Below are 24,626 nucleotides of genomic sequence, written 5' to 3' on the forward strand. Positions count from 1 at the left end.
TGGAGTGTGCCCAATGAAATCCCCTGCGCTTTTCATCAACAGACATCAGCTCCCGAGAGTGGTCGGTGCGATGTCGTTCATGGTGTTCCTGTCCGCCTGCACCGTCGGCCCGGACTTTAAAACGCCTGCGGCCAGCGAGTCGCAACACTATGACCCGCAGGCCGAACAGCAACTCGCTCAAAACATCAGCTACGGCAAGAAAATCAACGGTGATTGGTGGACTGCTTTTCGGTCGCCAAAGCTCGACACGCTGGTGCGTCGCGCCATCGATGGCAACCTTGATCTCGTAGCGGCGGATGCAACGATTCGGCAAGCAGCGTCCTCGGTCGCGGCGGCGGAAGGGGCGCTTTATCCTCAGGTCGATTTCGGCGCTCAGGCGGGGCGTCAACGCACCCATAACGGCCCTGAGCCAAGCGTTTCGAACTTCTACGCAATCGGGCCGCGAGTTGGCTTTGATCTGGATGCATTCGGCGGCAACAAGCGTCTGGTCGAACAACAGCAAGCGTTTACCCAGTTGCAAAAGCATCGCTACGAAGCGGCGTACCTGACCTTGACCGGCGATGTCACCAGTCAGGCGTTGTTGCTGGCATCTGCCAATGCGCAGATGAAGGCCGTTGAAAAGTTGCTGGCCAATGACGCCAAAAACCTCGAACTGGTCCGCGCGGCGCATGCCAATGGCGCCACCACCCAGATCGACGTTTCGCTGACCGAGACCCGTCTGGCCCAGGATCGCACGCTGTTGCCGCCCCTCGCACAGCAGCGCGATTCGGCTCGTCATGCGCTGTCGATCCTGACGGGCAAAGGCCCGGCTGACTGGATCGCGCCTGAGTTCGAACTGGCCGAATTTGCCTTGCCGTCCAACGTGCCGGTCAGTTTGCCTTCGGAGATGGCCCGCAACCGGCCGGATGTCCTGCAAGCCGAGGCCGAACTGCACATGGCCAGCGCGGCGGTAGGTGTCGCCACCGCCAACCTCTATCCGCATGTCGAGCTTTCGGCCTCACTGGCGCAAGCCGCTTCCGGCAATGGCGGCGCGGCGCTGTGGGGTTTTGCGGCGGGGCTGACGGCGCCGATTTTCAATGGCGGCACCCTCAAGGCTGAACGTCAGGCCGCCGTCGATGGTTATCAGGCGTCTCTCGCCGGTTACCAGCAAACCGTTATCCAGTCGTTTGGCCAGGTCGCGGACACCCTGCAAGCGATTAACCATGACGCCGAGCAAAACCTCGCCCAGGAAGACGCGTTGCGCGCCGCCGACACGAGTTTTCGCTTGAACCAGCAAGCCTACGCCCAGGGCGAGAACAGCATCCTGCAAGTGCTGGAAGCAGAGCGTGCCTATGAGCAAGCGCTGTTGGGGCAAATCCGCGTGAAGACCGCACAGTACCTCGACACCGTGCGGTTGTACGTGGCACTCGGCGGTAATTCCGTCGGCGTGTTCGAGCAGAAAGTCGCGTCTCGCGAAGCACCGAAACATACGTATCAATAACGGCTGCGGCCCCAAGTTGTGGAGTAATGACATGTCATACGAAGCTTTTCACGATGGACTTCGCGATACCCGGTTCGCGCTTAATCACGGGTCGGTTGAAATGCCGGCCGTAGGGTTTGGCACGCTGTTTCGCGATCTGAGCGTCACCACGCAAGCGGTCAAGCATGCGCTGGACGCCGGGTTTCGCCATTTCGATTGTGCGGAACGGTATCGCAATGAAGACCAGGTCGGCGTTGCAATAAAGGACGCGCTGGAGGCAGGCATGATTCGCCGCGAAGAATTGTTCATCACCACGAAACTGTGGAACACCAACCACCGTCCCGAGCGGGTCGAACCTGCATTCGAGGCCAGTTGCCGGCGCCTGCAAGTTGACTACATTGATTGCTACCTGATCCATACGCCGTTTGCTTTTCAGCCCGGTGATAACCAGGATCCGCGGGATGCGTTCGGGCATGTGATCTACGATTCGGGCGTGACGTTGCTTGAGACCTGGCGCGAGCTTGAACGTCTGGTGGATGAAGGGCAGTGCCGGTCCATCGGCTTGTCGGATATTACGCTGGAGGCATTGAAAGAGATCGTGGCGGAGGCCCGGATCAAGCCTGCGGTGGTGCAGGTGGAATCCCATCCTTATCTGCCGGAATGGGAACTGCTGGAGTTTTGTCAGCAACACGGCATCATCGTCCTGGCGTTTGCGCCACTGGGTCACGGCATGGAGCCGAACGTCCTGGAAGATACGGTGATCACCGGCATCGCCAAGCGCCTGCAAAAGACCCCGGCGCAAGTGGCTTTGGCCTGGGCAGTGCAGCGTGGCGTGGCGTTCCTGACCACGTCGGCGACACCGAGCCATATCCAGGAAAACATCAATATCGAGACCTTGCCGCAAAGGGCCATGCGTGAGATCAAGGAAGACATTACCACCCGGGTGCGCTTCAACTCGGTGGTGGAGACTGGAGTGCCCGGGTTTATTCCGCGTAGGAAACCCGAGTAAACCCGGTCACTTGGACTGACACCGAACCTGTGGGAGCGAGCTTGCTCGCGATGGCGATTTATCGGTCAACATTGATGCTGACTGAACCACCGCTATCGCGAGCAAGCTCGCTCCCACAATAATCACTCCAATTTTTGGCCATACCGTTGAGGCGAAACGATGGACGTTTTCCAAACCATGCGGGTCTTTATCGCCGTCGCGCAAAGCGGCAGCTTCACGGCGGCGGCCGACCTGCTGGACACCACCACGACCAACGTGTCCAAAGCGGTGTCCAGCCTGGAAGCCCGGTTGCAAACGCGCCTGATCAACCGCACCACCCGACGCTTGGCCCTGACCGAAGCTGGCCATCGTTATCTACAGCGCTGCGAGAAAATTGTGGATGAGGTGCGTGAGGCCGACGAAGAGGCGGGCACCGCCCAGGTCATGCCGGTAGGCCGGCTGAAGATTCATGCGATGGCCGCCATCGGCAATCATTACGTAATCGACGCCATCGCCAAATACCGGGAGACGCATCCCTCGGTCATGTTCGATCTGACCCTGACCAATCGGCTGCCGGATTTGCTGGAGGAGGGCTATGACATGTCGATTGTGCTGGCGCGGGATTTGCCCGACTCAGGCTTCGTCGCGCAACGGCTCGGCATCACGTTCAGCATTCTGTGCGCGTCGCCCGCGTACCTGAAGAAGCGCGGAACCCCCGAGTTACCGGATGCGTTGGCCTCACATGATTGCTTGCGGATTGTGAACACGGTAATGCCGGTAGAAAACTGGGCATTCGAAGGGCCGGACGGCGGGGTCACGGTGACGATTCCCGAGTCGCCCATTCACGTCAACACGGCGGACGCCATGACGGTTGCCATACTCAGCGGGATGGGGATTGGGATTCAGCCGATTGCTTCGGCGGTCGATGGCTTGCGGGCCGGCAAGTTGGTGCGCGTGCTGCCGGACTACCATCTGGAAGAGTTGAATCTGTTTGCGATCTACCCGTCACGCAAGTTCGTGGACGCGAAGATAAGGACGTGGGTGGAGTTTCTTAAAGACTACATTCCGGGCATGTTGGCCGCAGATGCAAAAGTCGTCGGGTCATCAAACAAGTAATCGTCGCTGGCACCGCAGGTATGGAGTGTCGACCCTCCATCTTCTGCACCGGGCTCAACCGTTCGAACAGCCAGTACCCATCACGGAATACTGCAGGATGTGCCGTTGACCTTTCGAGTCTTCATAAGTCATCTGGGTCGGCACCGGGCCACACTTATCGGCGGTATCGGAAATCGAAATGACTTTTTGAATGTCGAGTTTCATGCCGTAGCTGTAACTCTCGACCGGTGTGGTGCTGGTCGCGTCGTCTGCAAAGGCAGGTGCGCCGATACCGATAAGGGCCAGAAAAATTGCTGCACTTGAAAGTTTCATGATGTTCACCGTCTCGTCCAAGGGTTAGTTGTTTACCTCGGGGAGCTGTTTGCTCACCGGGTAGAGACGATGCTAGGTGTTTGGCTTTGCCCCAAACAGCGGGGCACAGGACAAACACTGTTGCCGGATTCCGCATGAATTGAATCGTTATGCCGCCTCCAGCTGACTCAGCAGCCACTCAGTGAAACTCCGCGCATTGCTTTCACTGTCGCGATGGGTCAGCAGCGCCCAATTCGGGCCGCGAATGGTTTGCTCCACCAAGGGTTGCAACAAGCCATTGGCACGGGCCTGACAACTCAACAGTTGGCTGACCAGCGCGATACCCAGTCCCGTACACGCCGCATCAAGCAGCAGGCCGGGATCAGAAAAATTCAGCCCCTGATCCTGCTGGCCGACATCGACACCAGCCTCCACCGCCCAGTGACTCCAATCCATTTCCCGCTCGCCGTGCAGGGTGGTGCGCTGCTCCTGCGGCAACGCCAACACGCTCGGGTGACACGCCGGGTAGAGGCGGTCGGTGTGCAGCACTTTGAAGCTGCATTCGGCTTGGGAGCTGATGTCGTCGCGCACCGCGATGTCGATGGTTTGGGTGGTCATGTCCGGGACTTCGTCGGTGCTGTAGATCCACAGATCGACCTCCGGATGCTGGCGGCGAAAATCCCCCAGGCGTGGCAGCAGCCAGTGACGGGCGAACGCCGGCGTGGTGTTGAGCACCAGTTGATTGGGTTTCTGGTACTGCCCGAGACGGCGAATGCCGACGGCCAATTGTTGCAACAGCGCCTGGGTGGTGCTGAGCAAATCCTGGCCGGCATCGGTCAGGCTGACGCTGCGCCCACTGCGGAAAAACAGCGGTTGTTCGAGGTAGGCCTCAAGGCTGCGAATCTGCTGACTGATCGCCGATTGGGTCAGGTTCAGCTCGGTGGCGGCCTTGTGAAAACTGCCCAGTCGCGCGGCGGCTTCAAAGCCGCGAAGGGTGCTGAGCGGGGGCCAGTGCTTGAGCATATCGATAAGTTCCTCTAATCAGTTTTCCACTAAATCCATCGTTTGTTCGCCCGATTTTACAGCCGTAGCATGCATGCCAAGCCCATCGAGGCAGTTTTCATTGAACACAATGACTTAACTAAAAGGTGTTTGTCATGCAGCAAGAAAAAAATCAAAGCAATGGCTGGATGATGCCGGCAGAGTGGGTGAAGCACGCCGCGACCTGGATGGTCTGGCCGCATAACCAGGCGCTGTGGGAGTCGGGTTGGCGCGTGACTTTGCCGGCAGTGCAAGAAGATTTCGCTCGCGTGGTCAATGCGATTGCCCGTTTCGAACCGGTGAAAATGGTCGTTGATCCTTCGGCTATCGCCAGTGCCAAAGCGTTGTGCGGTCCCAACATCGAATTGATCCCGTTGGCGGTGAACGACAGTTGGTGCCGCGACTCCGGCCCGAGCTTCGTCTGCCATCCGCAACACGGACTGGCCGGGGTGAGTTGGCGCTTCAACGCATGGGGCGGCAAGTCGGCCCACGACCTGGATGAAGGTCTGGCGCGCCGTGCACTCAATCACCTCGGCGTGCCGTGCTTCGGCACACCGTTGAGCAACGAAGGCGGGGCGATTCATGTCGATGGCGAAGGTACGCTGATCACCACCGAGTCGGTGTTGCTCAACGCCAATCGCAACCCGGACACCAGCAAAGCCGAGATGGAAGAAATCTTCAGTCGCCTGCTGGGCGTGAAGAAAACCATCTGGCTGCCGGGCGATCCGGATTATGTGACCGGCGACATGACTGACGGCCACGTCGATGGCGTCTGCGCCTTCGCCCGTCCCGGTGTGTTGTTGGTGGACGCGACCCACGACAAACAGTCGGTGTACGCCGAAGTCGCTCGGGAAAACCGTCGCGCACTCGAACTGGCCACCGATGCCCAGGGCCGCAAATTCGAGCTTATCGAGTTGTACGAAGCCACCGATGCCGTGGACACCGAAGCCGAAGTGTTCTGTGCGTCCTACACCAACTTCTACATCGCCAACGGCGCGATCATCATGCCGGCTTATGGCATCGACGCCGACCACGCGGCGGCCGAAGTGTTGGCCCAAGCGTTCCCGGGCCGCGAAGTGGTGCCGGTGCGGATCAATCACCTGGCCCATGGTGGCGGCGGGGTGCATTGCATCACCCAGCAGCAGCCTGCCTGGCCGGTGGAGGGTTGAGATCATGACCCTGTTGACGATTGCGACCACCCAGATGCCGTGCACCTGGGACCTGCAACACAACCTCGATCAGGCCGAGCAATTGGTGCGTGACGCGGCAGCCAAAGGCGCGCAGGTCATCCTGTTGCAGGAGCTGTTTGCCACGCCGTATTTCTGCATCGAGCAAAGCCACAAGCACCTGGCGCTGGCCGAAGAATATCGCGACAGCCACGTGCTCAAGCGCTTTGCCGCGTTGGCCAAGGAATTGGGCGTTGTGCTGCCGCTGAGTTGGTTCGAGAAGGCCGGCAATGCCTACTTCAATTCCCTGAGCGTGGCCGATGCCGACGGGCGCTTGCTCGGGGTGTATCGAAAGACCCACATCCCCAACGCCATCGGTTATCAGGAGAAGGAATACTTCAGCCCCGGCGATACCGGTTTTCGTGTCTGGGACACCGCATTCGGACGCCTCGGCGTGGGCATCTGCTGGGATCAGTGGTTCCCCGAAACCGCACGCTGCCTGGCGTTGATGGGCGCCGAAGTCTTGCTGTTTCCCACCGCCATCGGCTCTGAACCGGGCTGCGCAGCGCTGGATTCCCGCGATCACTGGCAGATGACCATGCGCGGGCATGCGGCGGCCAATCTGCTGCCGGTGGTGGCGTCGAATCGCGTCGGCCGAGAAACGGCGACTACCGATCCGACCTTGCAGATGAGCTTCTATGGCTCGTCGTTTATTTGCAACCACAAGGGCAAGTTGCTCGCCGAGGCCGACCGCGACAGCACCGGCGTGCTGGTGCACAGCCTGGACTTGTCGCTGATGCGCGAAGAACGCCTGAGCTGGGGCATCTACCGCGATCGCCGTCCGGACATGTACGGCGCGCTGTTGAGCCAGGACGGCCGTCATCTCCATTCTCGCTGGGCCACTCAAGGGGTTTGATCATGCGCATTGCCAACCAACTGTTGCTCGCGGCCCTGACACTCGCGTGTGCCACGCCATCGCTGCATGCCGAAGAGAAAACCCTCAGGCTGTACAACTGGGCCGATTATTTTGCCGAGGACACCCTGAGCAAATTCACCGCCGAAACCGGGATCAAGGTGATCTACGACGTCATGGATGGCAGCGAAACCCTGGAAGCCAAAATGCTCGCCGGTGGCAGCGGTTATGACCTGATCTTCCCCGGAGACACGGTGTCCGAGCGCCTGATGCGCGCCGGCAGTTTGCTGCCGCTGGATCAATCCAGACTCACCGCTGTGGGCGACGTCGAACCCGGCTTGCAGAAACTGCGCACTCATTACGAGTACTCAGGCAAAGCCACCGTGCCTTACACCTGGGGCACCATCGGCCTGACCTACAACGCCGAGCAGATCAAACAGCGTCTGGCGGATGCGCCGGTCAACAGCCTCGACATGCTGTTCAAACCGGAACTGGCGGCCAAATTTGCCGACTGCGGCATCTCGATGATCGACTCGCCCGACGAAGTGCTGGCAGTGGTGCTCAATTACCTCGGTCGCGATCCTCGCAGCGCCAAGCCGCAAGACCTGGCCGCAGCGAGTGAGCTGCTGATGAAAGTACGCCCGTACATTCGCAAGTTTCAGTCGCAACCGGTGACTGATTTGGTGAACGGCAACCTGTGCCTGTCCCTTGGCTACAGCGGTGACATGACCCAGGCGCAACGCACCTCCGACAGCGCTGGCAAGACCACTTCGTTCCAGTACCGCATTCCCCGCGAAGGCACCACGGTGTGGATGGACACCATGGCGATTCCGGTGGATGCCAAACATCCGGAATATGCCTATGCGTTCATCAACTTCGTGATGCGCCCGGAGAACATGGCTGCCATCAGTAACTTCACCGGTTACCCGACTTCGAATGCCAAGGCGCGCCCGAGCGTCGATGCTGCGATGCGCAACAACCCGGATATTTACCTCGACGAGGCCACCTATGCGCGGCTGATTACCGGCAAGGACATTCCTCAGTCCGATATGCGCGCGCGGATGCGCACCTGGACCAAGTTCAAAACGGCCACCGCGAAATGACTTCACAAAGGGAGCAATACATGTCGACGCGTCGTGAGTTCATCAAACAGGTTTCGGTGGTTGCCAGCCTCGGCGCTGCCGTGTCCATGGGCCTGACGCCGTCGCTCCTGCAAGCGGCCACCCCGGGTGTTTGGCACATGCCGGATGAGGGCGATAAACATGAGCGGGCCTTCATCGCGTTTGGCGCTCAGGACGCGATCTGGGAGGATTTCACTGCCGACGTGCAAGCCGCCATCGGCCTGATCGCGCGCACCATCGCCCGTTATGAACCGGTGACCGTGTTCTGTCGTCAGCGTGAACGAGAACTAGCCGAAGAACACTGCGGCACCACCAACATCACCTACGTCATCACCGAACTCGACGACATCTGGATGCGCGACATCGGCGCCAACTTTGTGGTCGATGGGCAAGGCGAACTGGGCGCCGTGGATTTCAACTTCAACGGCTGGGGCAACAAACAGCAGCATCGTAAGGATGCGAAGTTGGCGGCTTTGGTCGCGCGCAACGCCGAGGCGGAGTATCTGCGCAGCGAACTGGTGGGCGAGGGCGGTGCGATCGAAGTGGACGGTCACGGCACCGGGATCATGACCGAAAGCAGCTGGATCAACAGCAACCGCAATCGCGACTGGAGCAAGGCCGAGGTCGAGCAAGAACTGAAAGCTCGCCTGGGTTTGCGCAAAATCATCTGGCTGCCGGGGATCAAAGGCAAGGACATCACCGACGCCCACGTCGATTTCTATGCGCGCTTCATCAAGCCGGGCGTGGTGATCGCCAACCTCGACAACGATCCCGCGTCATACGATTACAAGGTCACCCGAGCGCATCTGCAGATTCTGCAAAACGCCACGGACGCCGATGGTCGCAAGCTCCAGGTGCACACCGTGTCGCCACCGTTGAAACCGCGCCAAAGCAAGTTCAACCGCAACAACCCGGATTTTGCGGCCGGCTACATCAATTACTTTGTGATCAACGGGGCGATCATTGCGCCCGAGTTCGGTGACAAAGCGGCGGACGCAAAGGCTTTTGAGCTGTTGTCCGGGCTCTATCCGGACCGCGAAGTGGTGCAGCTCAATATTGATGCCGTGTCTGCCGGAGGTGGTGGAATTCACTGCGTAACCAGCCATCAACCGTTCGTCTAGGGACAAGTGGCTGTTTTAAAACAAAAAATATGCGCAGGGGGGCTTTTCAGACGCGGAGAAAGTTGATAAATTTCCGCCCGCTCTTGCAGGGGCGTCGCCAAGCGGTAAGGCAGCAGGTTTTGATCCTGCCATGCGTTGGTTCAAATCCAGCCGCCCCTGCCATATTCCTTATAGAAAAGGGGACAGATCGACTGATCTGTCCCCTTTTTTGTTCTGTATTGTCAAAGCTTATAGCTGATCCGGCTGCGTCAGCCACGTCCCCACCACGCGCCGATCCAGCTCTTCCCAATCCGCCATTCCCAGCACCCGCGTAGTGTTCAAGCCGCGCAAATACCCGCGTAACTGATGAGCCGTGGCGCGCACTTGTTCCGAATCGGAAGGGTTTTCACCCAGAACGGTTTCGTACTCGACCAGGTATTCAGCCACCCGGTCACGGAACTCGGGCAGGACAGCATCGCGAATCAGGTCAAAAGTACGCACGGGGAAATCCTTTTAGTTGTCGTCGGGTTGGCTGGCAGTCTGCACGCGGCGCAACTATTGGTTCAAGCAATAGTGACAATCAAGAATCACAAGTTCTGCTTTGCCGGGTAAACGTCGAAAATCGCCTCCATCGAAAACGTTGCTCAAGGAACATGTGCGATGAAGACACTGAGCCAACTGGCTGTCATGACCCTGCTGCTAGCCGGTTGCGCCTCGGCGCCGAATGACCCGACGCTGACCCTGCAGACGAAAAAAACGCCTGCCGAATACGCTGATTGCGTCGTGCCCAAACTCCAAGGCAACGCACTGGCCCCGACGGTCTCGCAAACCCAGCGCAGCTACCGGATCGTGGTGCCGAGCAAAGTCACGGCGAACAATGTGCTGGAAGCCTACAAGACACCGAGCGGCGGCAAAGTGTTTGTGTATGAGCGCCAATTGCTGGCATCGAGCTTCATGCCATCGAGTTTCGAGCGCGCCGCACAGGAATGCCTGTAACCGATCAACGTTTTTACCGATGCTCCTTTGGTTGGCCGCAACCAACCAATTTTTTGCCCCGCACCCCATTGGGTCGCGGGGCTTTTTTTGCGTGCAGGTTTTTACGCCGCAGCATCCAGTTCGCTTAGTTGAAGGCCGATGAATCAATCCGCCCTTTGGTTTCGCCGACGATCCTCGCGGCGTCCCGTGCCGGCGGCAGGCCAAAGATCCGCGCGTAGTCACGGCTGAACTGGGTCGCGCTTTCATAGCCAACTTCGAACGCCGCGCTGGTCACGCTCTTGGCGCTGGCCACCATCAGCGACCGGGCCTGCAGCAGTCGAACCCGTTTCTGATATTGCAACGGGCTCAACGTGGTGACGGCTTTGAAGTGCCGGTGGAACGCGGACACGCTCATTGCCGCTTTCTGGGCGAGGGCTTCAACCCGGATCGGTTCGGCGAAGTCGCGGCGGATCCACTGAATCGCCAGGCTGACCCGAGCCATGGCGGTATCCGGCGCCGCAATTTCACGCAGCATCCAGCCATGCGGGCCTTGCAACACGCGGTAGAGGATTTCCCGCTCATAGGCGGGCGCCAGGGCCGCGATGGATTCAGGGTGGTCCATCAATCGCAACATGCGCAGCCAGGCGTCCATCAGTTCCGGCGTGACAGCGGCTACGGAAAATCCGGCGTCGTGTTCGTAGCGCCTGGCGGGCATCGGCACGTCTGCCAGCAACGTTGAAAGCACCGTCGGGTCCAGCGTCAGGCTGACCGCCAGATAGGGTTCGCCCGTAATAGCCGGGTGCACGGTGCCCACCGCCGGCAACTCGATGGACATGACAAAGTACGTCGCCGGGTCATAGCGCAGCGTGCGGTCACCGACGGTCATGGATTTACTGCCCTGCAGGATCAGGTTGATCATCGGGTCGTAAACCGCGGCCAGCATATGCTCCGGGATGGCGCCCTGGACCATGGCGACGCGCGGGATGCCCGTCTCCGTGCGGCGGTTTTCGGCCCGGGAAGCCAGGGCGCGCAGTTCATTCAGTGGGTTTGTCATAGGGACCATCTGAACTCAAGGTGATGCGCCCCGGCAAGCAAAAAGCAGAAACAGGCAGGATTCGGGCAGGAACGGCTGCGCCCGTGGCGATGGCGATGATTACTGTGGTGACTCATCCCAGCGACATTGGAGCAACGAATGAGCGTAATCGTTATCACCGGAGGCAGCCGGGGCATCGGCGCCAGCACCGCCGAACTGTGTGCCGAGCGCGGCATGGGCGTGATCCTGACCTACAAGAGCCATGCTGATTCAGCTCACGCCGTCGTTCAACGTATTCAGGCAGCAGGCGGCAAGGCTGTGGCGCTGGAACTGGACGTCGCGGAGGTCAGCGGTTTCTCGCGTTTCCGAGAGGCCGTGCAACAAGCCTTGCAGGCTACCTGGGGCGTGGCGACGCTCGGCGGCCTGGTGAACAACGCCGGGCATGGCTTGTTCAATCCCCTCGAATCGGTCACTGAGGCGCAGTTTGACGGCTTGTTGAATGTGCACCTCAAAGGCCCGTTTTTCCTGACCCAGGCCTTGCTGCCGCTGATGGAAGAGGGCGCCAGCATCGTCAATCTCACCAGCGCCACGACCCGCGTGGCCACGGCCGGCGTCGCACCGTATGCGGCGTTCAAGGGCGGACTCGACGTGTTGACTCGCTACATGGCCAAGGAGTTCGGCCCTCGGCGCATCCGCGCCAATGCCGTGTCACCGGGGGCGATCCGCACCGAACTGGGCGGCGGTTTGAATGATGAGTTCGAGACGCTGCTCGCCTCGCAAACCGCCCTCGGCCGGGTGGGCGAGCCGCAGGACGTCGCTCGCGTTATCGCCATGTTGTTGTCCGAAGAAGGACGCTGGATCAATGCCCAGACGATTGAAGTCTCGGGCGGCTACATCATCTGATTAGCGAGGTTGCCCCATGCTCGACCATATCTTTATCTCGGTCAGTGACATTCAACGTTCGATCCGCTTCTACACGGCGGCACTGACCCCGCTGGGGATTACCGCGCGGCTCGATTACGACGGCAAGGACGGACCTCCCGGCCACCCGGACCTCAAGGGGTTCGGCGCCAATGGGCGGGTGTTTTTCTGGCTGCGCGAGGGCGTGATGGAAGGGCGCGCCGTGCATGTCGGTTTCGTGGCGAACAGTCAGGCCGAGGTCCGTGCCGCCTACACGGCGGCCATGGAAAACGGTGCTGTCGACAAGGGTGCGCCGGGCGCGCGCCTGCATTACGACCCGAACTACTACGCCGGCAATGTCCTTGACCCGGACGGCTACAGCCTCGAATTCGTCTACAAAAACTGGCAGCACACGCCATGAAATCACTGATGATCTACGGCGCGACGGGCTACACCGGTCGCATGGCTGCCGAGCACGCCAAGGCACAGGGATTGAATGTTGTCATCGCAGGGCGCAATGCCGAAAGACTGGCATCCCTCGCCGCGCAACTCGACGTTCCTTACCGGGTCTTCACCGCCGATGCCCATGCTGCGCAAGCCCTGGACGGCATCAGCGTGCTGCTGAATTTCGCCGGGCCTTTCGCCAAGACCGCAGAGGCGCTAATGCAGGCCTGTATCCAGGGCGGGGTCGATTACCTCGACATCACGGCCGAGATCAATGTCTATCGACTGGCCGAACGATTGGGCGCGCAGGCCGCCGAAGCGGGTGTCATGTTGCTGCCCGGCGTTGGCTGGGACGTGGTGCCGACTGATTGCCTGGCGATGCACGTCGCGCGCCGCGTGCAAAACCCTCAGTCACTGCGGGTGGCGCTGCAGGTCGCGGGCTCCATGTCCCGGGGATCAGCCATGAGTGTCAGCGAAATCATTGGCGCCGGCCTTCTCGCGCGGGTTGACGGACAACTGGTGGCCACGCCGGATGTGCAACCCCGACACTTCGATTTCGGTGACGGCCCGGCACTCTGCGCGCCGCTGTCCTTCGGTGACCTGGTCACTGGTTGGCATTCCACCGGCATCGCCAATATCGAGATGTTCGTGCACATCAGCGGCGATGCGTTCCCCGAGGGAGACTTGTCACTGCTTCCCGACGGCCCAAGCACCGAGCAGCGTGAAGCTCATCTCGCCCGGGCAGTGGCTGAAGTCACCGGCGCTGACGGCAGCGTCGCGCGCTCGGTGATCGAGACCGTCAACGGCTACAGCTACACGCCGATGGCTGCCGTAGAAGCAGCGCGGCGGGTATTGGCCGGTGAACGGCGAGCCGGTTTTGAAACCCCTGCGCGCGTATTCGGAATGGGTTTCGCCGAGTCGATTGCCGGGACGACCATCACCGATTTTTAGGGTGTTGTAGCGCGTGAATGTTGCGTTCATCGAAGATGGATATTCGTTGAATGCAAATATTTAAGCGGTAAAAAAGCGGCCCTGAATACCAGAGCCGCTTGAGGTGGTCATGCAATGCGATAGCGAGAAGCGGGAGTGCCGGTTTGCGTCGCGGCGAAGAGTGCCGCGCTGGCGGTGGCGTATTCGTCCCACAGGCGCTGATCCTCGACCGAAGGCCAAGTGATTGCTTCACCGTTGTCCAGGCCGGCGAGTGCGGCGTCGACGCAATTTTCAGCGCTCATCACCGTGTCCTTTCCAAGGGCCGACAGCGGCACGCCGGAGACGCCTTCGGTCCAGATTTCGGTGGCGGTCGAGGCTGGCAACACGACCTGAACCTTCACGTTCGAATCGGCTTTGGCCAGTTCGTCCTGAATGCCCCGGCTGAAGGCCAGCACATAGGCTTTGCTGCCGCTGTACACGGAACTGATCGCCCAGGACTGGACCGCCAGCACCGACGCAACGTTGATGATGGCGCCCGCGTTGCGCGAAACGAAGGCGGGCAGGGCGGCTTGGGTCAGGCGGGTCAACGCGATGATGTTCAGCGACACCTGGGTCATGGAGTCATCGATGGACGAATCTGCCAGCGGGCGCAACTTGGCGAGCCCGGCGTTGTTGACCAGCAGTTGCACGCTGGTATCGCTGCTCAGGACCTTTTCCACCTTGGCGACGTCCGCCTCTTTCTCAAGATCCGCCACCAGGCTCTGGACGCTGACGCCGTAGCTGCTGGTCAATTTGTCGGCCAGCGCTGCCAGGCGATCAGCGCGTCGAGCCACCAACACCAGGTCATAACCGCGTGCCGCCAAGCGGTCAGCGTACACAGCGCCGAGGCCTGAGGATGCGCCCGTCACAACAGCAGTTTTCTTCGATGTAGTCATGATTTTGCCTCTTTAGGTTTAGTGCTCAAGCTAATAGTTGAGGCCACAAGTGTAAGATCGAATGACTGGGGCTTGTCAATAGTGTTGTACTCAACCATCATCTCGCCATGAACAAAATTCCCGGCAATTCCACAGCAACAAATGACGCACCTCAGGACCAAATCGAAGAGAAAACGGCCTTCGAGGTCCTGGTGTGTACCAATACAGCCCTCAGGCTCGCGGCGCGACGCTTGGGAAACCTGTACGACGATGCCCTCGCACCCGTGGGGTTGAAGGCGACGCAGGTTTCACTGCTGGCGGAAACCAATCGGATGGCGGCCGCCAACGCGGGCAAGGCGCCGACCTTGCAGGACCTGGCAGCAAAACTGGCGATCCAGATTTCGGCCCTGACCCATGCGCTTAAACCGCTGATACGCGATGGCCTGGTCGAGCTTCAAGCGGACGAACACGACCGGCGAACCAAACGCGCGGTCCTGACCCCGGCGGGCACCAAACTCTTGCAGGAGGCGATCGTGCACTGGGGTACGGCTAACCAGCGTGTCGAAGAGGTGTTGGGGGCCGAGGCGGCGGCCTCCTTGCGAGCGGTCGCCGACTACGTGGCTTCTGATGAGTTTCTGGCTGCCTACAGCGGGAACTGAAGGGCGATCAGCCGAACCTGTGGCGGAGGGAGCATGCTCCCTCGCCACAAATGGCTCTGCGCTACTTATTTACTGGCGTCCAGCACCACGCGATAGCGCGCCTTGCCACTGCGCAGGTGATCGACGGCTTCGTTGACCTGGCTCATTCCAAACATCTCCACCTGCGGCAGGATCTGATGCCGGGCGCAGAATTCCAGCATGGTCGCCGTGTTGCTGGGCGAACCGACCGGCGAGCCAGACAAAATCTTTTGCTGGGGAATCAGGTCAAACACGCTGACGGGAATGGCGCTGGGGACAATGCCCACGAAATGCAGGCGACCCTTGCCACGCAAGGTGCCGAGCATGGCTGTCCAGTCGAGGTTGGCGTTGGCGGTGACCAGCAGGAAGTCGAGGGTACCGGCAATTGCTTTCAGCGCGCCGCTGTCGGTGGAGGCGATCACATTGTGCGCACCCAGGCGCTTGGCTTCGTCGGCCTTGTTCAGCGACGAGGTAAACGCCGTGACTTCGCAGCCCCAGGCGTTGAGGAAGCGCAAGGCGAGGTGACCAAGGCCGCCGATGCCCACCACACCGACCCGGTCGGTAGGCTTGATGTTGAATTCCACCAGCGGGTTGAATACGGTCGAGCCAGCGCAGAACAGCGGTCCAGCCATGGCCGGGTCGAGGTTGTCCGGTATCGCCAGGGCCCAGGCCCAATGCGAACGCAAGCGGTCGGCGAAGCCGCCATTACTGCCGATAATGGTGGGTTTGACGGTGCCGCACAGGTGATGATCGCCGCCGATACACGAGGTGCAATGCATGCAGCTGCCCTTGTACCAGCCAATTCCCACCCGCTGTCCCACTTCGAGACCGCGTACTTGCGTGCCCACTCGCACGATTTTGCCGACCACTTCATGACCGGGAATAAACGGGTATCGGCTGACGCCCCAATCGTTATCGATCAGCGATTGGTCGGAGTGGCAGACACCGCAATACTCCACGGCCACTTCCACTTCTTCTTCCCCCAGCGGACCGGGGTCGTAGCTGAAACGCTCGAGTGGCGCACCGGCCGCCGTTGCCGCCCAGCCAGTAAATTTTGTGAGTTCGGGATGGTCGCTCATGAGATACCTCCTTATCAGACAACGAGGTTTTTTTGGCGAAGCCAGAGAAGTGTAGCGGGTCAGGTCAATCTGACTAACTGGCCTGCTCCGCAAACCACTGCATGATCAGCGCACACGCCGGATGGCTCGCCGCCGACGGCTGTGGGCACAGCGAATAAATCCCCCGCGTTTTCAACGGCTGACCGAACGGCACCACCAGCACCCCGCGATCCAGCGATTCCTGGGCCAGGGTCAGATCCGTCATCGCCACGCCCAATCCGCGTGCCGCTGCATCCAGCGCCAACTCGTCGAGGTTGAAGGGGATGTGCCGGTAATCCTCCAGTGACTTGCCGCCATTGGCCGCCAGCCAATCAATCCACGCTTGCTTGTCCGCCGAGCGGTGCAGCAGCGCGAAGCGCACAAGGTCATCCATCGAATCCAGTGGGCCCAGGCCCGGCGCGCACACCGGCACCAGCGCTTCGTCGAACAGGGTCAGGCTGGCCGGGTCGTTCGATGGTTCGGGCAGGTAAAGGATGTAGGCGTCGCTGTCGCTGGCCGGTTCGACGATCTCCGTCGCCACGGTTTCAATCGACAGGGAAATCTCCGGGTAGCGCAGGTAGAAGTCGTTCAGTTTCGGCAACAACCAGCGGACCGCGAGGGACACGTGCATGCGGATGCGGAAGGGACGCTTCTGTGGGGAAAGCCGATCCTCCAGGGTTTTCAGTTGCTCAAGGATCTGCCGTGCGCTGACCAGTACCTGTTCGCCTTCCGCGGTCAATTGCAGGCTGCGGCTGCTGCGGACAAACAGCGGTACGCCGAAGTGGCTCTCCAATTGCTGGATTTGGCGGCTGACGGCGCTTTGGGTCAAACAGAGCTTTTGCGCCGCTTGGGTGAAGCTGCCCGAATCTGCAACTTCCACCAATGCCTGAAGGCCTTGGAGGGAAGGAACGTGGCGAATTTTATCCATGCGTTTTCAGAATAGTCCGATGATTTTATAACGTTGGTTGTATCACTACAGACCTTATAGATTCTAGCTCTGGCTGCTGTTATCTCAATCGGCTCATGCGATTACTGCATGTGGCGACAGATGCGGTTAGCCGAATGACAGTCAATGAGGTGATGCATGGAAAACGTATGTGGCTGGATTGCGCAGGCGGGAAACGCCCCGGTTCGTGATCGCTTGAGTGGTTCGCAAAAAGCCGATTGGCTGATCATTGGCGCCGGGATTACGGGGCTGTGCGCCGCTCATTCCCTCGCCGAAATGCACCCTCAGAGTCGCATCGTGATCGTCGACCGGCAGCGCGCGGCGCAAGGCGCGTCGGCGCGCAATTCCGGGTTTGTCGTGGCCCATGAACATCCAGCCACGGATGAGTTGTCGGGAAATCGGGGTTTCGCCGGTTATGAAGTTGATACCGCAATTTCCCGCGCTGCCAGCGAGGAAGTCCGCCAGCGGATTGCTCGTCACTGCATCGAGTGCGATTTCCGGGACGCGGGTTACTTCTTCGCTGTCAGCGATCCGGCCAAGTTGACCCACGTCGAAGCCAAGCTGCAAACGCTGCACGCCGTGGGCGCCTCGGCACAGTTTCTGGAAGGTGAACAGCTCAAGCAGAAACTCGGCACCGGGCATTACCAGGCCGCGATCTGGTGCGGCAACGGCAACGCCTTGCTGCAACCGGCCAAATACGTGAAGGGCTTGCTCGATGCGTTGCCGCCGAATGTCACCCTCTACGAAAACACCGATATCACTGGGCTGGAACGTTCAGCTCAGGGACGAGTTCGTGCCCAAGGCACTGAGGGCAGCATCGAGACGAAACAGGTGCTGGTGTGCCTTAACGCCTTTATCCCGCGCTCGGGAATCGCCGACAGCGGCACGTTCCCGATGGAACTTAGCGCCAGCCTGACACGGCCGTTGACCGCCGATGAGTTCAAAGCGATCGGCAGCGTCGAGCCCTGGGGCGTGCTGTCTACCCGGCCACTCGGTGCCACGGTGCGGCTGACCCCGGACCGTCGCGTGATGATCCGCAACACCGCTGAATACCGTTCCCGGGACCTGTCCAACAGCGATCTGCTGCTGCGCCGAAAACATCACGCGATGGGCTTGCAGCGCCGCTTCCCGTGGTTGACCGAGCAGGACATTCGCTACACCTGGACCGGTCATCTGAGCGCCTCGCGTTCCGGGCAACCGTTTTTCGCCAAGGTTGAGGAGGGCGTGTTTGCCGTGGCCGGTTGCAACGGTTCAGGCGTCGCGCGCGGCACCCTGTGGGGACGCTTGCTCGCCGAACTGGCTTCGGGCGCCAGTTCGCCGTTGTTGGCTTCAGTGATGCAAAGAGCCCAGCCCGGTTGGCTGCCGCCCAAACCTTTGCTCGATATCGGTGCCATGTTGCGTATGCGCGTGGAGGCGGTCAGGGCCAGAACAGAAATCTAGAAAATCGGCAATCACACAACAAAAATTCTCCAAAACTAGGTGATCGAACATGCGCGTCCATCCTGTCTCCCTGGCGGTCTTACTCACGACGTTTTCGGCAGTCACTTACGCCGACGAACAGGTCAATATTTCCAACTGGAGCGGCTACATCGCCGACGACACGCTGCCCGGTTTCACCAAGGCCACCGGGATCAAGGCGACCTACGACATCCACGACAGCAACGAAGTGCTGGAATCGAAGTTGATGACCGGCAATACCGGGTATGACGTGGTCAGTCCGTCGAACCATTTCATGTCGCGGTTGATCAAGGCCGGGGCGATTCAGAAGCTGGATAAAAGCCAACTACCGAACTGGAAAAACCTCGACCCGGCGCTGATGAAAAAACTCGAGGTCAACGACCCCGGCAACCAGTACGGCTATCCCTACATGTGGGGCACGGCGGGCATCGGCTATAACGTCGAGAAAATCAAAGCGATCTTCGGCAACACCGATGTCACCCATTCCTGGAGCCTGTTTTTTGATGAGAACAACATCAAGAAACTCAGCCAGTGCGGCGTGGCGATTATTGATAACCCGACGCAGATCCTGCCGATCACCCTTAATTACCTGGGGCTGCCGCACCACAGTCACGAACCGGCGGATTACGCCAAGGCCGAGCAGGCGCTGCTGAAGATCCGGCCGTACATTCAGTACTTCCACACCTCCAAATACGTCAGTGACTTGGCGAACGGCAACATCTGCGCGGTGATCGGTTTCAACGGCGATATCGTGCAAGCCGCTGCCAGCGCCAAGGAAGCCAAGAACGGCATCGACATCGCCTATTCGATCCCGGACGAAGGCTCGACCCTGTGGATGGACATGGTGGTCATGCCCAAGAGCGCGCCCCACGAGAAAAATGGCTACACCTACATGAACTACCTGCTTGAGCCCAAGGTGATTGCCAACATCAGCAGCAGCGTGCACTACGCCAATGCCAACCTGGCGGCGGACGCCGATGTAGTACCGGAGGTGAAGCAAGACCCGGCGATTTACCCACCGAAAACCGTGCTGGAAAAACTGTTCACCGTGGAAGACCTGCCGCCCGCCATCGCACGGCTGACCACCCGTCTGTGGAACAAACTGAAGACCAACACCTGAAACCACCTTCGCGAGCAGGCTCGCTCCCACAGTGGATCGTCGCCGACCACAAATTCTGTGCTCACCAACGGTCCACTGTAGGAGCTGCCGAAGGCTGCGATCTTTTGATCTTGCCTTTAAAAATCAAGATCAAAAGATCGCAGCCTTCGGCAGCTCCTATCGGTTTTGTGAGCAATTCGTTAAATAAATGCGTCCCCGCTATTCAATAGACCTGTCTCGTTAATCCGCTCAATGACGCCACGACCCCTCGGGCAATTCGACCTGCCGCTCGGCAGCCGCCAATGCAGCCTTCAACCCATCCTTATTCAGCGCAATGCAATAGGCAGGTTTAGCCCGTTCAAACCGCCAGCTCTCATCCAGTCCACCGGCATCCACCGCGTCGAAGCCAATCTCGTCCAGCAACTGGATCACCAACGCTTTCGCCACCGGATCATCCGCCGCAATGGGGAGTGCGCGTCGATCCGGTGCCGCTTTGGCGCGGCCGTCTTGCAACAAATCCTGGGCGAGGATGGCATTGAACACCTTGACCACACTGGAGTGGGGCAGGTGCTCGGCGAGCAGGCGGCTGGTGGTGGTTTCGAAACGATCCAGCGCGTCGATGTGGCCGTCGCGTGCCGGGTAATAGTTGTTGGCATCCAGCACGGTTTTGCCCTCCAGTAACCGGGCCGGCAAGCTGCGGTAATGCTCCAGTGGAATGGCCACCAACACCACCTCGCCAAACTGTGTAGCCTCTTCGACAGTGCCGACCTGACTGCCGCGAATGCCGCTGAGCACGCTGCTCAGGGTTTGCGGGCCGCGTGAATTGCTGAGCATCGCTTCATGCCCCGCCGCGATGACCAATTGCGCCACTGCGCGCCCGATAAAGCCTGCTCCAATAATCCCGATTCGCATGTCCGTACTCCGTAGGTTGGTAAGGAGAAACCATGATGATTGCCAACCAGGCGCAGATAAATAATCATCGGCTACTTAGTCTCGTTACCAGGAGTGTCGAATGATGGATCGCCTGACGAGCATGGGCGCCTTTGTGATGGCGGCCGAATCCGGCTCCTATGCCAGCGCCGCCGAGCGTCTCGACATGTCGCCGCAGATGGTCGCCAAGCATGTCGCCGCGCTGGAGCAGCGCTGGAGCAGCGGCTGGGCGCACGACTGCTGAACCGTACGACCCGACGCCAAAGCCTGACGGAACTGGGCAGTGCTTATTACGAACGCTGCAAACACATCTTGAGCGAGGCCCAGGCTGCCGACTCCCTGGCGCAGATCATGAACGACACCCCCCGGGGCAAGCTGAAAGTCAGCGCACCGGTGACCTTCGGCTCGTATAGCCTGATGCCGTTTGTCACGGAGTTTTTGCGTCAGCATCCCGAGGTGGAAATCGATCTGCATCTGACCGATCGTTTCGTCGATCTGGTGGAGGAGGGCTATGAGGTCGCGTTCAGGATCGGCCCGCTGGCCACGTCGAGTTTGACCGCGAGGCCGCTGGCGCCTTATCGATTGATCACCTGCGCCGCGCCGGGTTATCTGGCTGAACGCGGCACGCCGCAAACCCCGGATGATCTCAAGCACCACGAGTGTCTGGGTTATGCCTATTGGTCCCGGCCGGCAGACCGCGAATGGGTGTTCTGCAAGGGCTCGACGGTTGAGCGCGTGCAAGTCGCCAGTCGATTGCACGTCAATGAGAGCAAGGCACTGCTGTCGGCCGCGCTGGACGGATTCGGGATTGTCCTTGGGCCCAAAGATTTTCTTAAGCCCGCCTTGCGCAGCGGTGAGTTGGTGCGGCTGTTAGCGGAATACGAAGCACCAAGCCGGCAGATGCATTTGCTCTATACGGCCAATCGTCAGAGAACCGCCAAACTCCGACGATTTATCGACGCGGCGCTGGTGCATTTTGCTGTGCCTTGAGCAGGCTTATAGCGGCACAACCAGCGTCAGCCAGCTGTTCCAGCCCTCGGCGCGATTCTCCGCGTCAAACTCGTAGTAACCTTTGAGGTTGGCGTACCAGAGTTCTTTGCCGACTTTGAAGAAGTGCCCGGCCTGAGGCCCGACGGCACTGACTTTGGATTTGAAATCGCCTTGGGTCGCGCCGCTGCCGCTGTCCCCCGTGACTTGATGGTAAACGTAGCCGACCACGCCCAGGTGCGTCTGGCTGGTGACGAAGTGCGAGGCGCTCAAGTCGAGGTGGGCGTCGATACCGTTTTTATAGTCGATATCGGTGTTTTCCCAGTTGTAGGTCATGCCCGCCACGGCGGAAAACTCGTTGGTCTTGTCGAAGTAGGTGTAACCGCCGCCCGCGTCCATCGAGGCATGGCCAAGCCCGGTGTTGACCAGGCGATCCGGGTCGTAGGCGCCAACGGGCACGTTGCCCATGGTGTACGCCATGAAGTTGTGCACGCCATGGTTCCACTTCATTGTACCGAGCAGATAAACGTCACTCGCGCCCTTGAGGCTATCGTCCACCCCGCCGGAAAAGTTTCGGCCGCGCGGACCGGTCAACGTGGCATCGACACTGGCCTCGGAGCGGCCGACGGCGGCAACCACCGAGACCGCGGCTTGAGCGCCCAGCAGCGGTTCGGCGAAGGTGTAGGTGGGGCTGGCGAACAGCAAATCCGCCTTTGCATCCAGCCCGACGGTGGTCCGGCCGCCCCGTGGAAACGGCTTGCTCCCGCCTTCACTGGCACTGACATGGTAATAAACCAGCGGCAGGCTCCAGCCCGGCTCGGTTGGCGCCGCTGCCAGTGCACCAAACTGGCCGGGCAGCCAGAAACTGATGCCGCCGTCGTCCGCTTGCACGGTGATCGCAGGCAATAAGGCAATCAAGCCAATCAGTCTTTTTGTTTTTGTCATCAGGGCCTCATTTGCCGACTGACATTTGAATAATCCATGCACGGGAAGCAAGTGTAGGCGAACGTGCGGATTTGGCTGCCTCAAGTAAGGCATTTTGCTGGCCCCCAAACCTTCGACTAATCGCCAGAATCGCCGCACTTTCAGATGGTTAGGTGAATTTAATTGCGCAATCTAGTGATCTCGCTGGCTCTGGCGAGCGTTGCCATCCCGGTGGAAGCCAAGGAGCTGAAGCCCAATGATCGGTACATGTGCAGCTGGGGCGCAGGGACAGCGGCGAGGGCTCAGGAATTGAAACTGCAAGGCGTTTCGCTGTACGCCGCGCGCCAGAAGATCCAGGGCTACAAGTTTGATAAATCATGGATGCGCATGATGGCCATGGGGATTACCGAGCAAACTTACGACAGCAAGTCGCGGTTCAAGCCCGAAGCGATCCGCAAGAGCTTTTATGAGGACTGCGTGCGCTACAAATTGGCGCGTAAATGAGCCGTCGCTTGCATTGCTGAACCGATGCTGTCGAGCTTTGAAGTTTCATGATTGTTCAGCTGCGAGCGGCTTAGGATGATGGCTTCGGGTGGTGCGTGGCCATGCTTGCAGCGAAAGGGAACAGAACAATGAAATCGAATCTCTTTAAAGTCGTGTTGATCGCCGGTGCTTTGCTCCTGAGCGCATGTTCGGGTTCCGGCGTGACCACCAGCAGTTGTTTTTCCGATGGCTGCCAGCAGTTTGATGGCCGCACCTCGAACAAGCTGAATTTCGGCGGGAGCGCTATCGGTAGCAACTTCAGCGAGTACAGCTCGGGTTTGCTGCACGATTAAATTGAAGGCTTCGGTATCGACGCGGGTCGTGATGAAATAGCCGCTCGTTTTTTCGAGAGCCGTTACATGAACCGCGCTGCCATCCTGACCCTCGCCCTGATGCTCACCACTGGATTGCTCGGCACCCAGGCCTACGCGGCCGGCGATGCCGAGGCAGGCGGTAAGCTGTTCAGCCGCACCTGTGGCGGTTGCCATCAAGTCGGCGAATCGGCGCGCCCGGGCTTTGGTCCAGAGCTCAATGGCGTGATCGGTCGGACGGCCGGCAGCACCACCGGTTACCAGTACTCCGAGGCGATGAAATCCTCCGGCGTGATCTGGACCCGCGAAACCCTGGCCAAGTACATCGAAGATCCCAAAAGCGTGGTGGCCGGCACCCGTATGATCTTCTGGGGCATCAGCGATCCGGAAAAAATCGAAAACCTGCTGGCCTACCTGCAAACCTTTCCCTAGCACCCCAAAACCAATTGTAGGAGCGAGCGGTGCGGCGGTCCGACTTGCCCGCGAAGGCTTTGTAACAGCCACCACAGAGGTTAAATGTTATAGCGCTTTCGCGGGCAAGCCTCGCTCCTACAATCAGTTTGCGGTGCGGCTACGTTAGCGAAACCGCAACGGAATCGCCTCCGCAAACGGATAAAACTGAAAGTACGGCTTGGCTTCCTCGATGACCCGCTGCACGGACGGTCGCTGGATCAACCGTTCAAAGTAGGCACTCAGATGCCCGCAGTCGTTGGGGAACGGTAGCAGCGTGCTGGCGTAGAACAGCGCCGGGACCGCCGCGCAGTCGGCCAGGCTGAAGGCCTCGCTGGCCACCCAGATCCTCGACGCCATCCGCCGCTCCAGCATGTAATACGCCGTCGTCAGCAGCGCACGCTCCTTGGTCAAATCGCCATGCAGGGAGAACAGACGATCCGCCACAATCCGCTGCATCGGTCCCTGAACGTACAGATCGAAAAAGCGATCCCACAAACGCACCTCCAGCGCCGCCTCCCAATCCTCGGGAACCAACGGCTGCGGGCCAGGATAAAAGCGGTCCAGGTATTCGATGATGATCGTGGACTCCGGCATGTCGCGCTGGCGCGTGTGATCTTGGACCACCGGAAACTTGCCGATCGGCCAGCGTGCCTGAAGCTCGGCGCGGTCGGCCTCGCTCGCCAGATCGACGATCCTCTTTTCGAATTCATGGCCATTTTCGTACAGCGCAATCAGCACTTTGTGGCAGTACGACGAGAGCGGATGGTAGTAAAGAGTCAGCGGCATCTTTCAGTCCTCGATGAACGTGTG

At 59.8% G+C, this 24,626-nt stretch carries 27 protein-coding genes, 1 tRNA gene and 1 pseudogene; 19 read left to right on the top strand and 10 right to left on the bottom strand.

The features are described 5' to 3' along the window. The first annotated feature begins 13 nt into the window (after positions 1–13). The 3 genes from LOY68_RS11630 (at position 14) to LOY68_RS11640 (ending at position 3,563) form a co-directional block, all read left to right on the top strand. Entirely contained in the window at positions 14–1,480 is a 1,467-nt protein-coding gene (locus LOY68_RS11630; RefSeq protein WP_265044726.1) for an efflux transporter outer membrane subunit, read from the top strand. Positions 1,481–1,511: 31 nt separating this feature from the next. Next, entirely contained in the window at positions 1,512–2,468 is a 957-nt protein-coding gene (locus LOY68_RS11635) for an aldo/keto reductase (protein ID WP_265044728.1), read from the top strand. Between the two features lie 159 nt (positions 2,469–2,627). Then, positions 2,628–3,563: a LysR family transcriptional regulator gene (locus LOY68_RS11640; protein WP_163909461.1), complete on the top strand. Its 936-nt coding sequence runs from the start codon at positions 2,628–2,630 to the stop codon at positions 3,561–3,563. A gap of 54 nt (positions 3,564–3,617) precedes the next feature. Here the strand turns inward: LOY68_RS11640 and LOY68_RS11645 are convergent, their stop codons facing one another. Both LOY68_RS11645 and LOY68_RS11650 read right to left on the bottom strand, forming a co-directional pair. Beyond that, positions 3,618–3,875 (bottom strand): DUF2790 domain-containing protein, encoded by a 258-nt coding sequence (locus tag LOY68_RS11645; RefSeq protein WP_054048828.1) that lies wholly within the window; start codon positions 3,873–3,875, stop codon positions 3,618–3,620. A gap of 147 nt (positions 3,876–4,022) precedes the next feature. Next, on the bottom strand, positions 4,023–4,877 hold the full coding sequence (locus tag LOY68_RS11650; RefSeq protein WP_265044730.1) for a LysR family transcriptional regulator: 855 nt from the start codon (positions 4,875–4,877) through the stop codon (positions 4,023–4,025). A 134-nt stretch (positions 4,878–5,011) separates the two neighbouring features. Here LOY68_RS11650 and LOY68_RS11655 point away from each other — a divergent pair, with 134 nt between their 5' ends. From LOY68_RS11655 to LOY68_RS11675, 5 genes are all read left to right on the top strand, one after another. Continuing rightward, positions 5,012–6,064: an agmatine/peptidylarginine deiminase gene (locus tag LOY68_RS11655; protein WP_265044732.1), complete on the top strand. Its 1,053-nt coding sequence runs from the start codon at positions 5,012–5,014 to the stop codon at positions 6,062–6,064. A 4-nt stretch (positions 6,065–6,068) separates the two neighbouring features. Then, positions 6,069–6,977 (top strand): N-carbamoylputrescine amidase, encoded by a 909-nt coding sequence (gene aguB, locus LOY68_RS11660; RefSeq protein WP_265044734.1) that lies wholly within the window; start codon positions 6,069–6,071, stop codon positions 6,975–6,977. A gap of 2 nt (positions 6,978–6,979) precedes the next feature. Then, entirely contained in the window at positions 6,980–8,077 is a 1,098-nt protein-coding gene (locus tag LOY68_RS11665; RefSeq protein ID WP_265044735.1) for an extracellular solute-binding protein, read from the top strand. A 20-nt stretch (positions 8,078–8,097) separates the two neighbouring features. Next, complete coding sequence (locus tag LOY68_RS11670; protein ID WP_265044737.1) at positions 8,098–9,216, top strand: agmatine/peptidylarginine deiminase; 1,119 nt, start codon at positions 8,098–8,100, stop codon at positions 9,214–9,216. A gap of 87 nt (positions 9,217–9,303) precedes the next feature. Beyond that, a tRNA-Gln gene (locus LOY68_RS11675) sits at positions 9,304–9,378 on the top strand. Positions 9,379–9,444: 66 nt separating this feature from the next. Here LOY68_RS11675 and LOY68_RS11680 read toward each other — a convergent pair. After that, a complete protein-coding gene (locus LOY68_RS11680) occupies positions 9,445–9,696 on the bottom strand; it encodes a hypothetical protein (RefSeq protein ID WP_054615338.1) in 252 nt (83 codons plus the stop codon). 159 nt (positions 9,697–9,855) lie between these two features. On the opposite strand from LOY68_RS11680, the gene LOY68_RS11685 reads away from it, so the two are divergent. Next, positions 9,856–10,191: a hypothetical protein gene (locus tag LOY68_RS11685; protein WP_054615337.1), complete on the top strand. Its 336-nt coding sequence runs from the start codon at positions 9,856–9,858 to the stop codon at positions 10,189–10,191. A 124-nt stretch (positions 10,192–10,315) separates the two neighbouring features. On the opposite strand, the gene LOY68_RS11690 is transcribed toward LOY68_RS11685, so the two are convergent. Further along, positions 10,316–11,224: an AraC family transcriptional regulator gene (locus LOY68_RS11690; RefSeq protein ID WP_265044740.1), complete on the bottom strand. Its 909-nt coding sequence runs from the start codon at positions 11,222–11,224 to the stop codon at positions 10,316–10,318. 138 nt (positions 11,225–11,362) lie between these two features. Between LOY68_RS11690 and LOY68_RS11695 the strand changes: the two genes are divergently transcribed. From LOY68_RS11695 to LOY68_RS11705, 3 genes are read left to right on the top strand one after another with little or no spacing between them, the layout of a single operon-like run. After that, complete coding sequence (locus tag LOY68_RS11695) at positions 11,363–12,106, top strand: SDR family NAD(P)-dependent oxidoreductase (protein WP_265044741.1); 744 nt, start codon at positions 11,363–11,365, stop codon at positions 12,104–12,106. A 16-nt stretch (positions 12,107–12,122) separates the two neighbouring features. Further along, a complete protein-coding gene (locus LOY68_RS11700; protein ID WP_265044742.1) occupies positions 12,123–12,524 on the top strand; it encodes a VOC family protein in 402 nt (133 codons plus the stop codon). Further along, complete coding sequence (locus tag LOY68_RS11705) at positions 12,521–13,498, top strand: saccharopine dehydrogenase family protein (protein WP_265044744.1); 978 nt, start codon at positions 12,521–12,523, stop codon at positions 13,496–13,498. Before LOY68_RS11700 ends, LOY68_RS11705 begins: the two co-directional genes overlap by 4 nt. A 107-nt stretch (positions 13,499–13,605) precedes the next feature. On the opposite strand, the gene LOY68_RS11710 is transcribed toward LOY68_RS11705, so the two are convergent. Further along, on the bottom strand, positions 13,606–14,412 hold the full coding sequence (locus LOY68_RS11710) for an SDR family NAD(P)-dependent oxidoreductase (protein ID WP_265044746.1): 807 nt from the start codon (positions 14,410–14,412) through the stop codon (positions 13,606–13,608). A 107-nt stretch (positions 14,413–14,519) separates the two neighbouring features. Here LOY68_RS11710 and LOY68_RS11715 point away from each other — a divergent pair, with 107 nt between their 5' ends. Next, positions 14,520–15,050, top strand: a complete 531-nt coding sequence (locus LOY68_RS11715; protein WP_265044747.1) for a MarR family winged helix-turn-helix transcriptional regulator — start codon at positions 14,520–14,522, stop codon at positions 15,048–15,050. Between the two features lie 65 nt (positions 15,051–15,115). Here the strand turns inward: LOY68_RS11715 and ahr are convergent, their stop codons facing one another. Together ahr and LOY68_RS11725 are read right to left on the bottom strand one after the other, a co-directional pair. Beyond that, positions 15,116–16,147, bottom strand: a complete 1,032-nt coding sequence (ahr, locus tag LOY68_RS11720) for an NADPH-dependent aldehyde reductase Ahr (protein WP_054048802.1) — start codon at positions 16,145–16,147, stop codon at positions 15,116–15,118. 73 nt (positions 16,148–16,220) lie between these two features. After that, complete coding sequence (locus LOY68_RS11725; protein WP_265044749.1) at positions 16,221–17,093, bottom strand: LysR family transcriptional regulator; 873 nt, start codon at positions 17,091–17,093, stop codon at positions 16,221–16,223. Positions 17,094–17,249: 156 nt separating this feature from the next. Here LOY68_RS11725 and LOY68_RS11730 point away from each other — a divergent pair, with 156 nt between their 5' ends. Next, entirely contained in the window at positions 17,250–18,551 is a 1,302-nt protein-coding gene (locus tag LOY68_RS11730; protein WP_265044750.1) for an NAD(P)/FAD-dependent oxidoreductase, read from the top strand. A 49-nt stretch (positions 18,552–18,600) separates the two neighbouring features. Next, positions 18,601–19,689, top strand: coding sequence for a polyamine ABC transporter substrate-binding protein (locus LOY68_RS11735; RefSeq protein WP_265044752.1), 1,089 nt, complete (start codon positions 18,601–18,603; stop codon positions 19,687–19,689). 228 nt (positions 19,690–19,917) lie between these two features. On the opposite strand, the gene LOY68_RS11740 is transcribed toward LOY68_RS11735, so the two are convergent. Beyond that, the gene (locus LOY68_RS11740; protein WP_265044753.1) at positions 19,918–20,580 is read right to left on the bottom strand and encodes an NADPH-dependent F420 reductase; all 663 of its coding nucleotides are present in this window, start codon (positions 20,578–20,580) and stop codon (positions 19,918–19,920) included. A gap of 100 nt (positions 20,581–20,680) precedes the next feature. Between LOY68_RS11740 and LOY68_RS11745 the strand changes: the two are divergent. Beyond that, positions 20,681–21,588: pseudogene (locus LOY68_RS11745) on the top strand (LysR family transcriptional regulator). Between the two features lie 6 nt (positions 21,589–21,594). Here the strand turns inward: LOY68_RS11745 and LOY68_RS11750 are convergent. Then, positions 21,595–22,530 carry a transporter gene (locus tag LOY68_RS11750; protein WP_265044754.1) on the bottom strand — a complete coding sequence of 312 codons (936 nt, stop codon included), beginning with the start codon at positions 22,528–22,530 and terminating at the stop codon, positions 21,595–21,597. Between the two features lie 162 nt (positions 22,531–22,692). Here LOY68_RS11750 and LOY68_RS11755 point away from each other — a divergent pair, with 162 nt between their 5' ends. From LOY68_RS11755 to LOY68_RS11765, 3 genes are all read left to right on the top strand, one after another. Next, on the top strand, positions 22,693–23,013 hold the full coding sequence (locus LOY68_RS11755) for a hypothetical protein (protein ID WP_054615325.1): 321 nt from the start codon (positions 22,693–22,695) through the stop codon (positions 23,011–23,013). A 128-nt stretch (positions 23,014–23,141) separates the two neighbouring features. Continuing rightward, a complete protein-coding gene (locus LOY68_RS11760) occupies positions 23,142–23,345 on the top strand; it encodes a hypothetical protein (protein ID WP_054615324.1) in 204 nt (67 codons plus the stop codon). A 66-nt stretch (positions 23,346–23,411) separates the two neighbouring features. After that, positions 23,412–23,795, top strand: coding sequence for a c-type cytochrome (locus LOY68_RS11765; protein ID WP_054048786.1), 384 nt, complete (start codon positions 23,412–23,414; stop codon positions 23,793–23,795). Positions 23,796–23,939: 144 nt separating this feature from the next. Here LOY68_RS11765 and LOY68_RS11770 read toward each other — a convergent pair whose 3' ends face one another. After that, positions 23,940–24,602, bottom strand: coding sequence for a glutathione S-transferase family protein (locus tag LOY68_RS11770; RefSeq protein ID WP_265044757.1), 663 nt, complete (start codon positions 24,600–24,602; stop codon positions 23,940–23,942). Between the last annotated feature and the right edge of the window lie 24 nt (positions 24,603–24,626).

Source organism: Pseudomonas sp. B21-053, assembly GCF_026016365.1.
Taxonomy (GTDB): Bacteria; Pseudomonadota; Gammaproteobacteria; order Pseudomonadales; family Pseudomonadaceae; genus Aquipseudomonas; species Aquipseudomonas nunensis.

Bases quoted from the DNA above. Each gene is read 5' to 3' on its own strand.
- LOY68_RS11630 (WP_265044726.1), top strand. From the start codon at position 14: ATGAAATCCCCTGCGCTTTTCATCAACAGACATCAGCTCCCGAGAGTG.
- LOY68_RS11635 (WP_265044728.1), top strand. From the start codon at position 1,512: ATGTCATACGAAGCTTTTCACGATGGACTTCGCGATACCCGGTTCGCG.
- LOY68_RS11640 (WP_163909461.1), top strand. From the start codon at position 2,628: ATGGACGTTTTCCAAACCATGCGGGTCTTTATCGCCGTCGCGCAAAGC.
- LOY68_RS11645 (WP_054048828.1), bottom strand. From the start codon at position 3,875: ATGAAACTTTCAAGTGCAGCAATTTTTCTGGCCCTTATCGGTATCGGC.
- LOY68_RS11650 (WP_265044730.1), bottom strand. From the start codon at position 4,877: ATGCTCAAGCACTGGCCCCCGCTCAGCACCCTTCGCGGCTTTGAAGCC.
- LOY68_RS11655 (WP_265044732.1), top strand. From the start codon at position 5,012: ATGCAGCAAGAAAAAAATCAAAGCAATGGCTGGATGATGCCGGCAGAG.
- aguB (WP_265044734.1), top strand. From the start codon at position 6,069: ATGACCCTGTTGACGATTGCGACCACCCAGATGCCGTGCACCTGGGAC.
- LOY68_RS11665 (WP_265044735.1), top strand. From the start codon at position 6,980: ATGCGCATTGCCAACCAACTGTTGCTCGCGGCCCTGACACTCGCGTGT.
- LOY68_RS11670 (WP_265044737.1), top strand. From the start codon at position 8,098: ATGTCGACGCGTCGTGAGTTCATCAAACAGGTTTCGGTGGTTGCCAGC.
- LOY68_RS11685 (WP_054615337.1), top strand. From the start codon at position 9,856: ATGAAGACACTGAGCCAACTGGCTGTCATGACCCTGCTGCTAGCCGGT.
- LOY68_RS11690 (WP_265044740.1), bottom strand. From the start codon at position 11,224: ATGACAAACCCACTGAATGAACTGCGCGCCCTGGCTTCCCGGGCCGAA.
- LOY68_RS11695 (WP_265044741.1), top strand. From the start codon at position 11,363: ATGAGCGTAATCGTTATCACCGGAGGCAGCCGGGGCATCGGCGCCAGC.
- LOY68_RS11700 (WP_265044742.1), top strand. From the start codon at position 12,123: ATGCTCGACCATATCTTTATCTCGGTCAGTGACATTCAACGTTCGATC.
- LOY68_RS11705 (WP_265044744.1), top strand. From the start codon at position 12,521: ATGAAATCACTGATGATCTACGGCGCGACGGGCTACACCGGTCGCATG.
- LOY68_RS11710 (WP_265044746.1), bottom strand. From the start codon at position 14,412: ATGACTACATCGAAGAAAACTGCTGTTGTGACGGGCGCATCCTCAGGC.
- LOY68_RS11715 (WP_265044747.1), top strand. From the start codon at position 14,520: ATGAACAAAATTCCCGGCAATTCCACAGCAACAAATGACGCACCTCAG.
- ahr (WP_054048802.1), bottom strand. From the start codon at position 16,147: ATGAGCGACCATCCCGAACTCACAAAATTTACTGGCTGGGCGGCAACG.
- LOY68_RS11725 (WP_265044749.1), bottom strand. From the start codon at position 17,093: ATGGATAAAATTCGCCACGTTCCTTCCCTCCAAGGCCTTCAGGCATTG.
- LOY68_RS11730 (WP_265044750.1), top strand. From the start codon at position 17,250: ATGGAAAACGTATGTGGCTGGATTGCGCAGGCGGGAAACGCCCCGGTT.
- LOY68_RS11735 (WP_265044752.1), top strand. From the start codon at position 18,601: ATGCGCGTCCATCCTGTCTCCCTGGCGGTCTTACTCACGACGTTTTCG.
- LOY68_RS11740 (WP_265044753.1), bottom strand. From the start codon at position 20,580: ATGCGAATCGGGATTATTGGAGCAGGCTTTATCGGGCGCGCAGTGGCG.
- LOY68_RS11750 (WP_265044754.1), bottom strand. From the start codon at position 22,530: ATGACAAAAACAAAAAGACTGATTGGCTTGATTGCCTTATTGCCTGCG.
- LOY68_RS11760 (WP_054615324.1), top strand. From the start codon at position 23,142: ATGAAATCGAATCTCTTTAAAGTCGTGTTGATCGCCGGTGCTTTGCTC.
- LOY68_RS11765 (WP_054048786.1), top strand. From the start codon at position 23,412: ATGAACCGCGCTGCCATCCTGACCCTCGCCCTGATGCTCACCACTGGA.
- LOY68_RS11770 (WP_265044757.1), bottom strand. From the start codon at position 24,602: ATGCCGCTGACTCTTTACTACCATCCGCTCTCGTCGTACTGCCACAAA.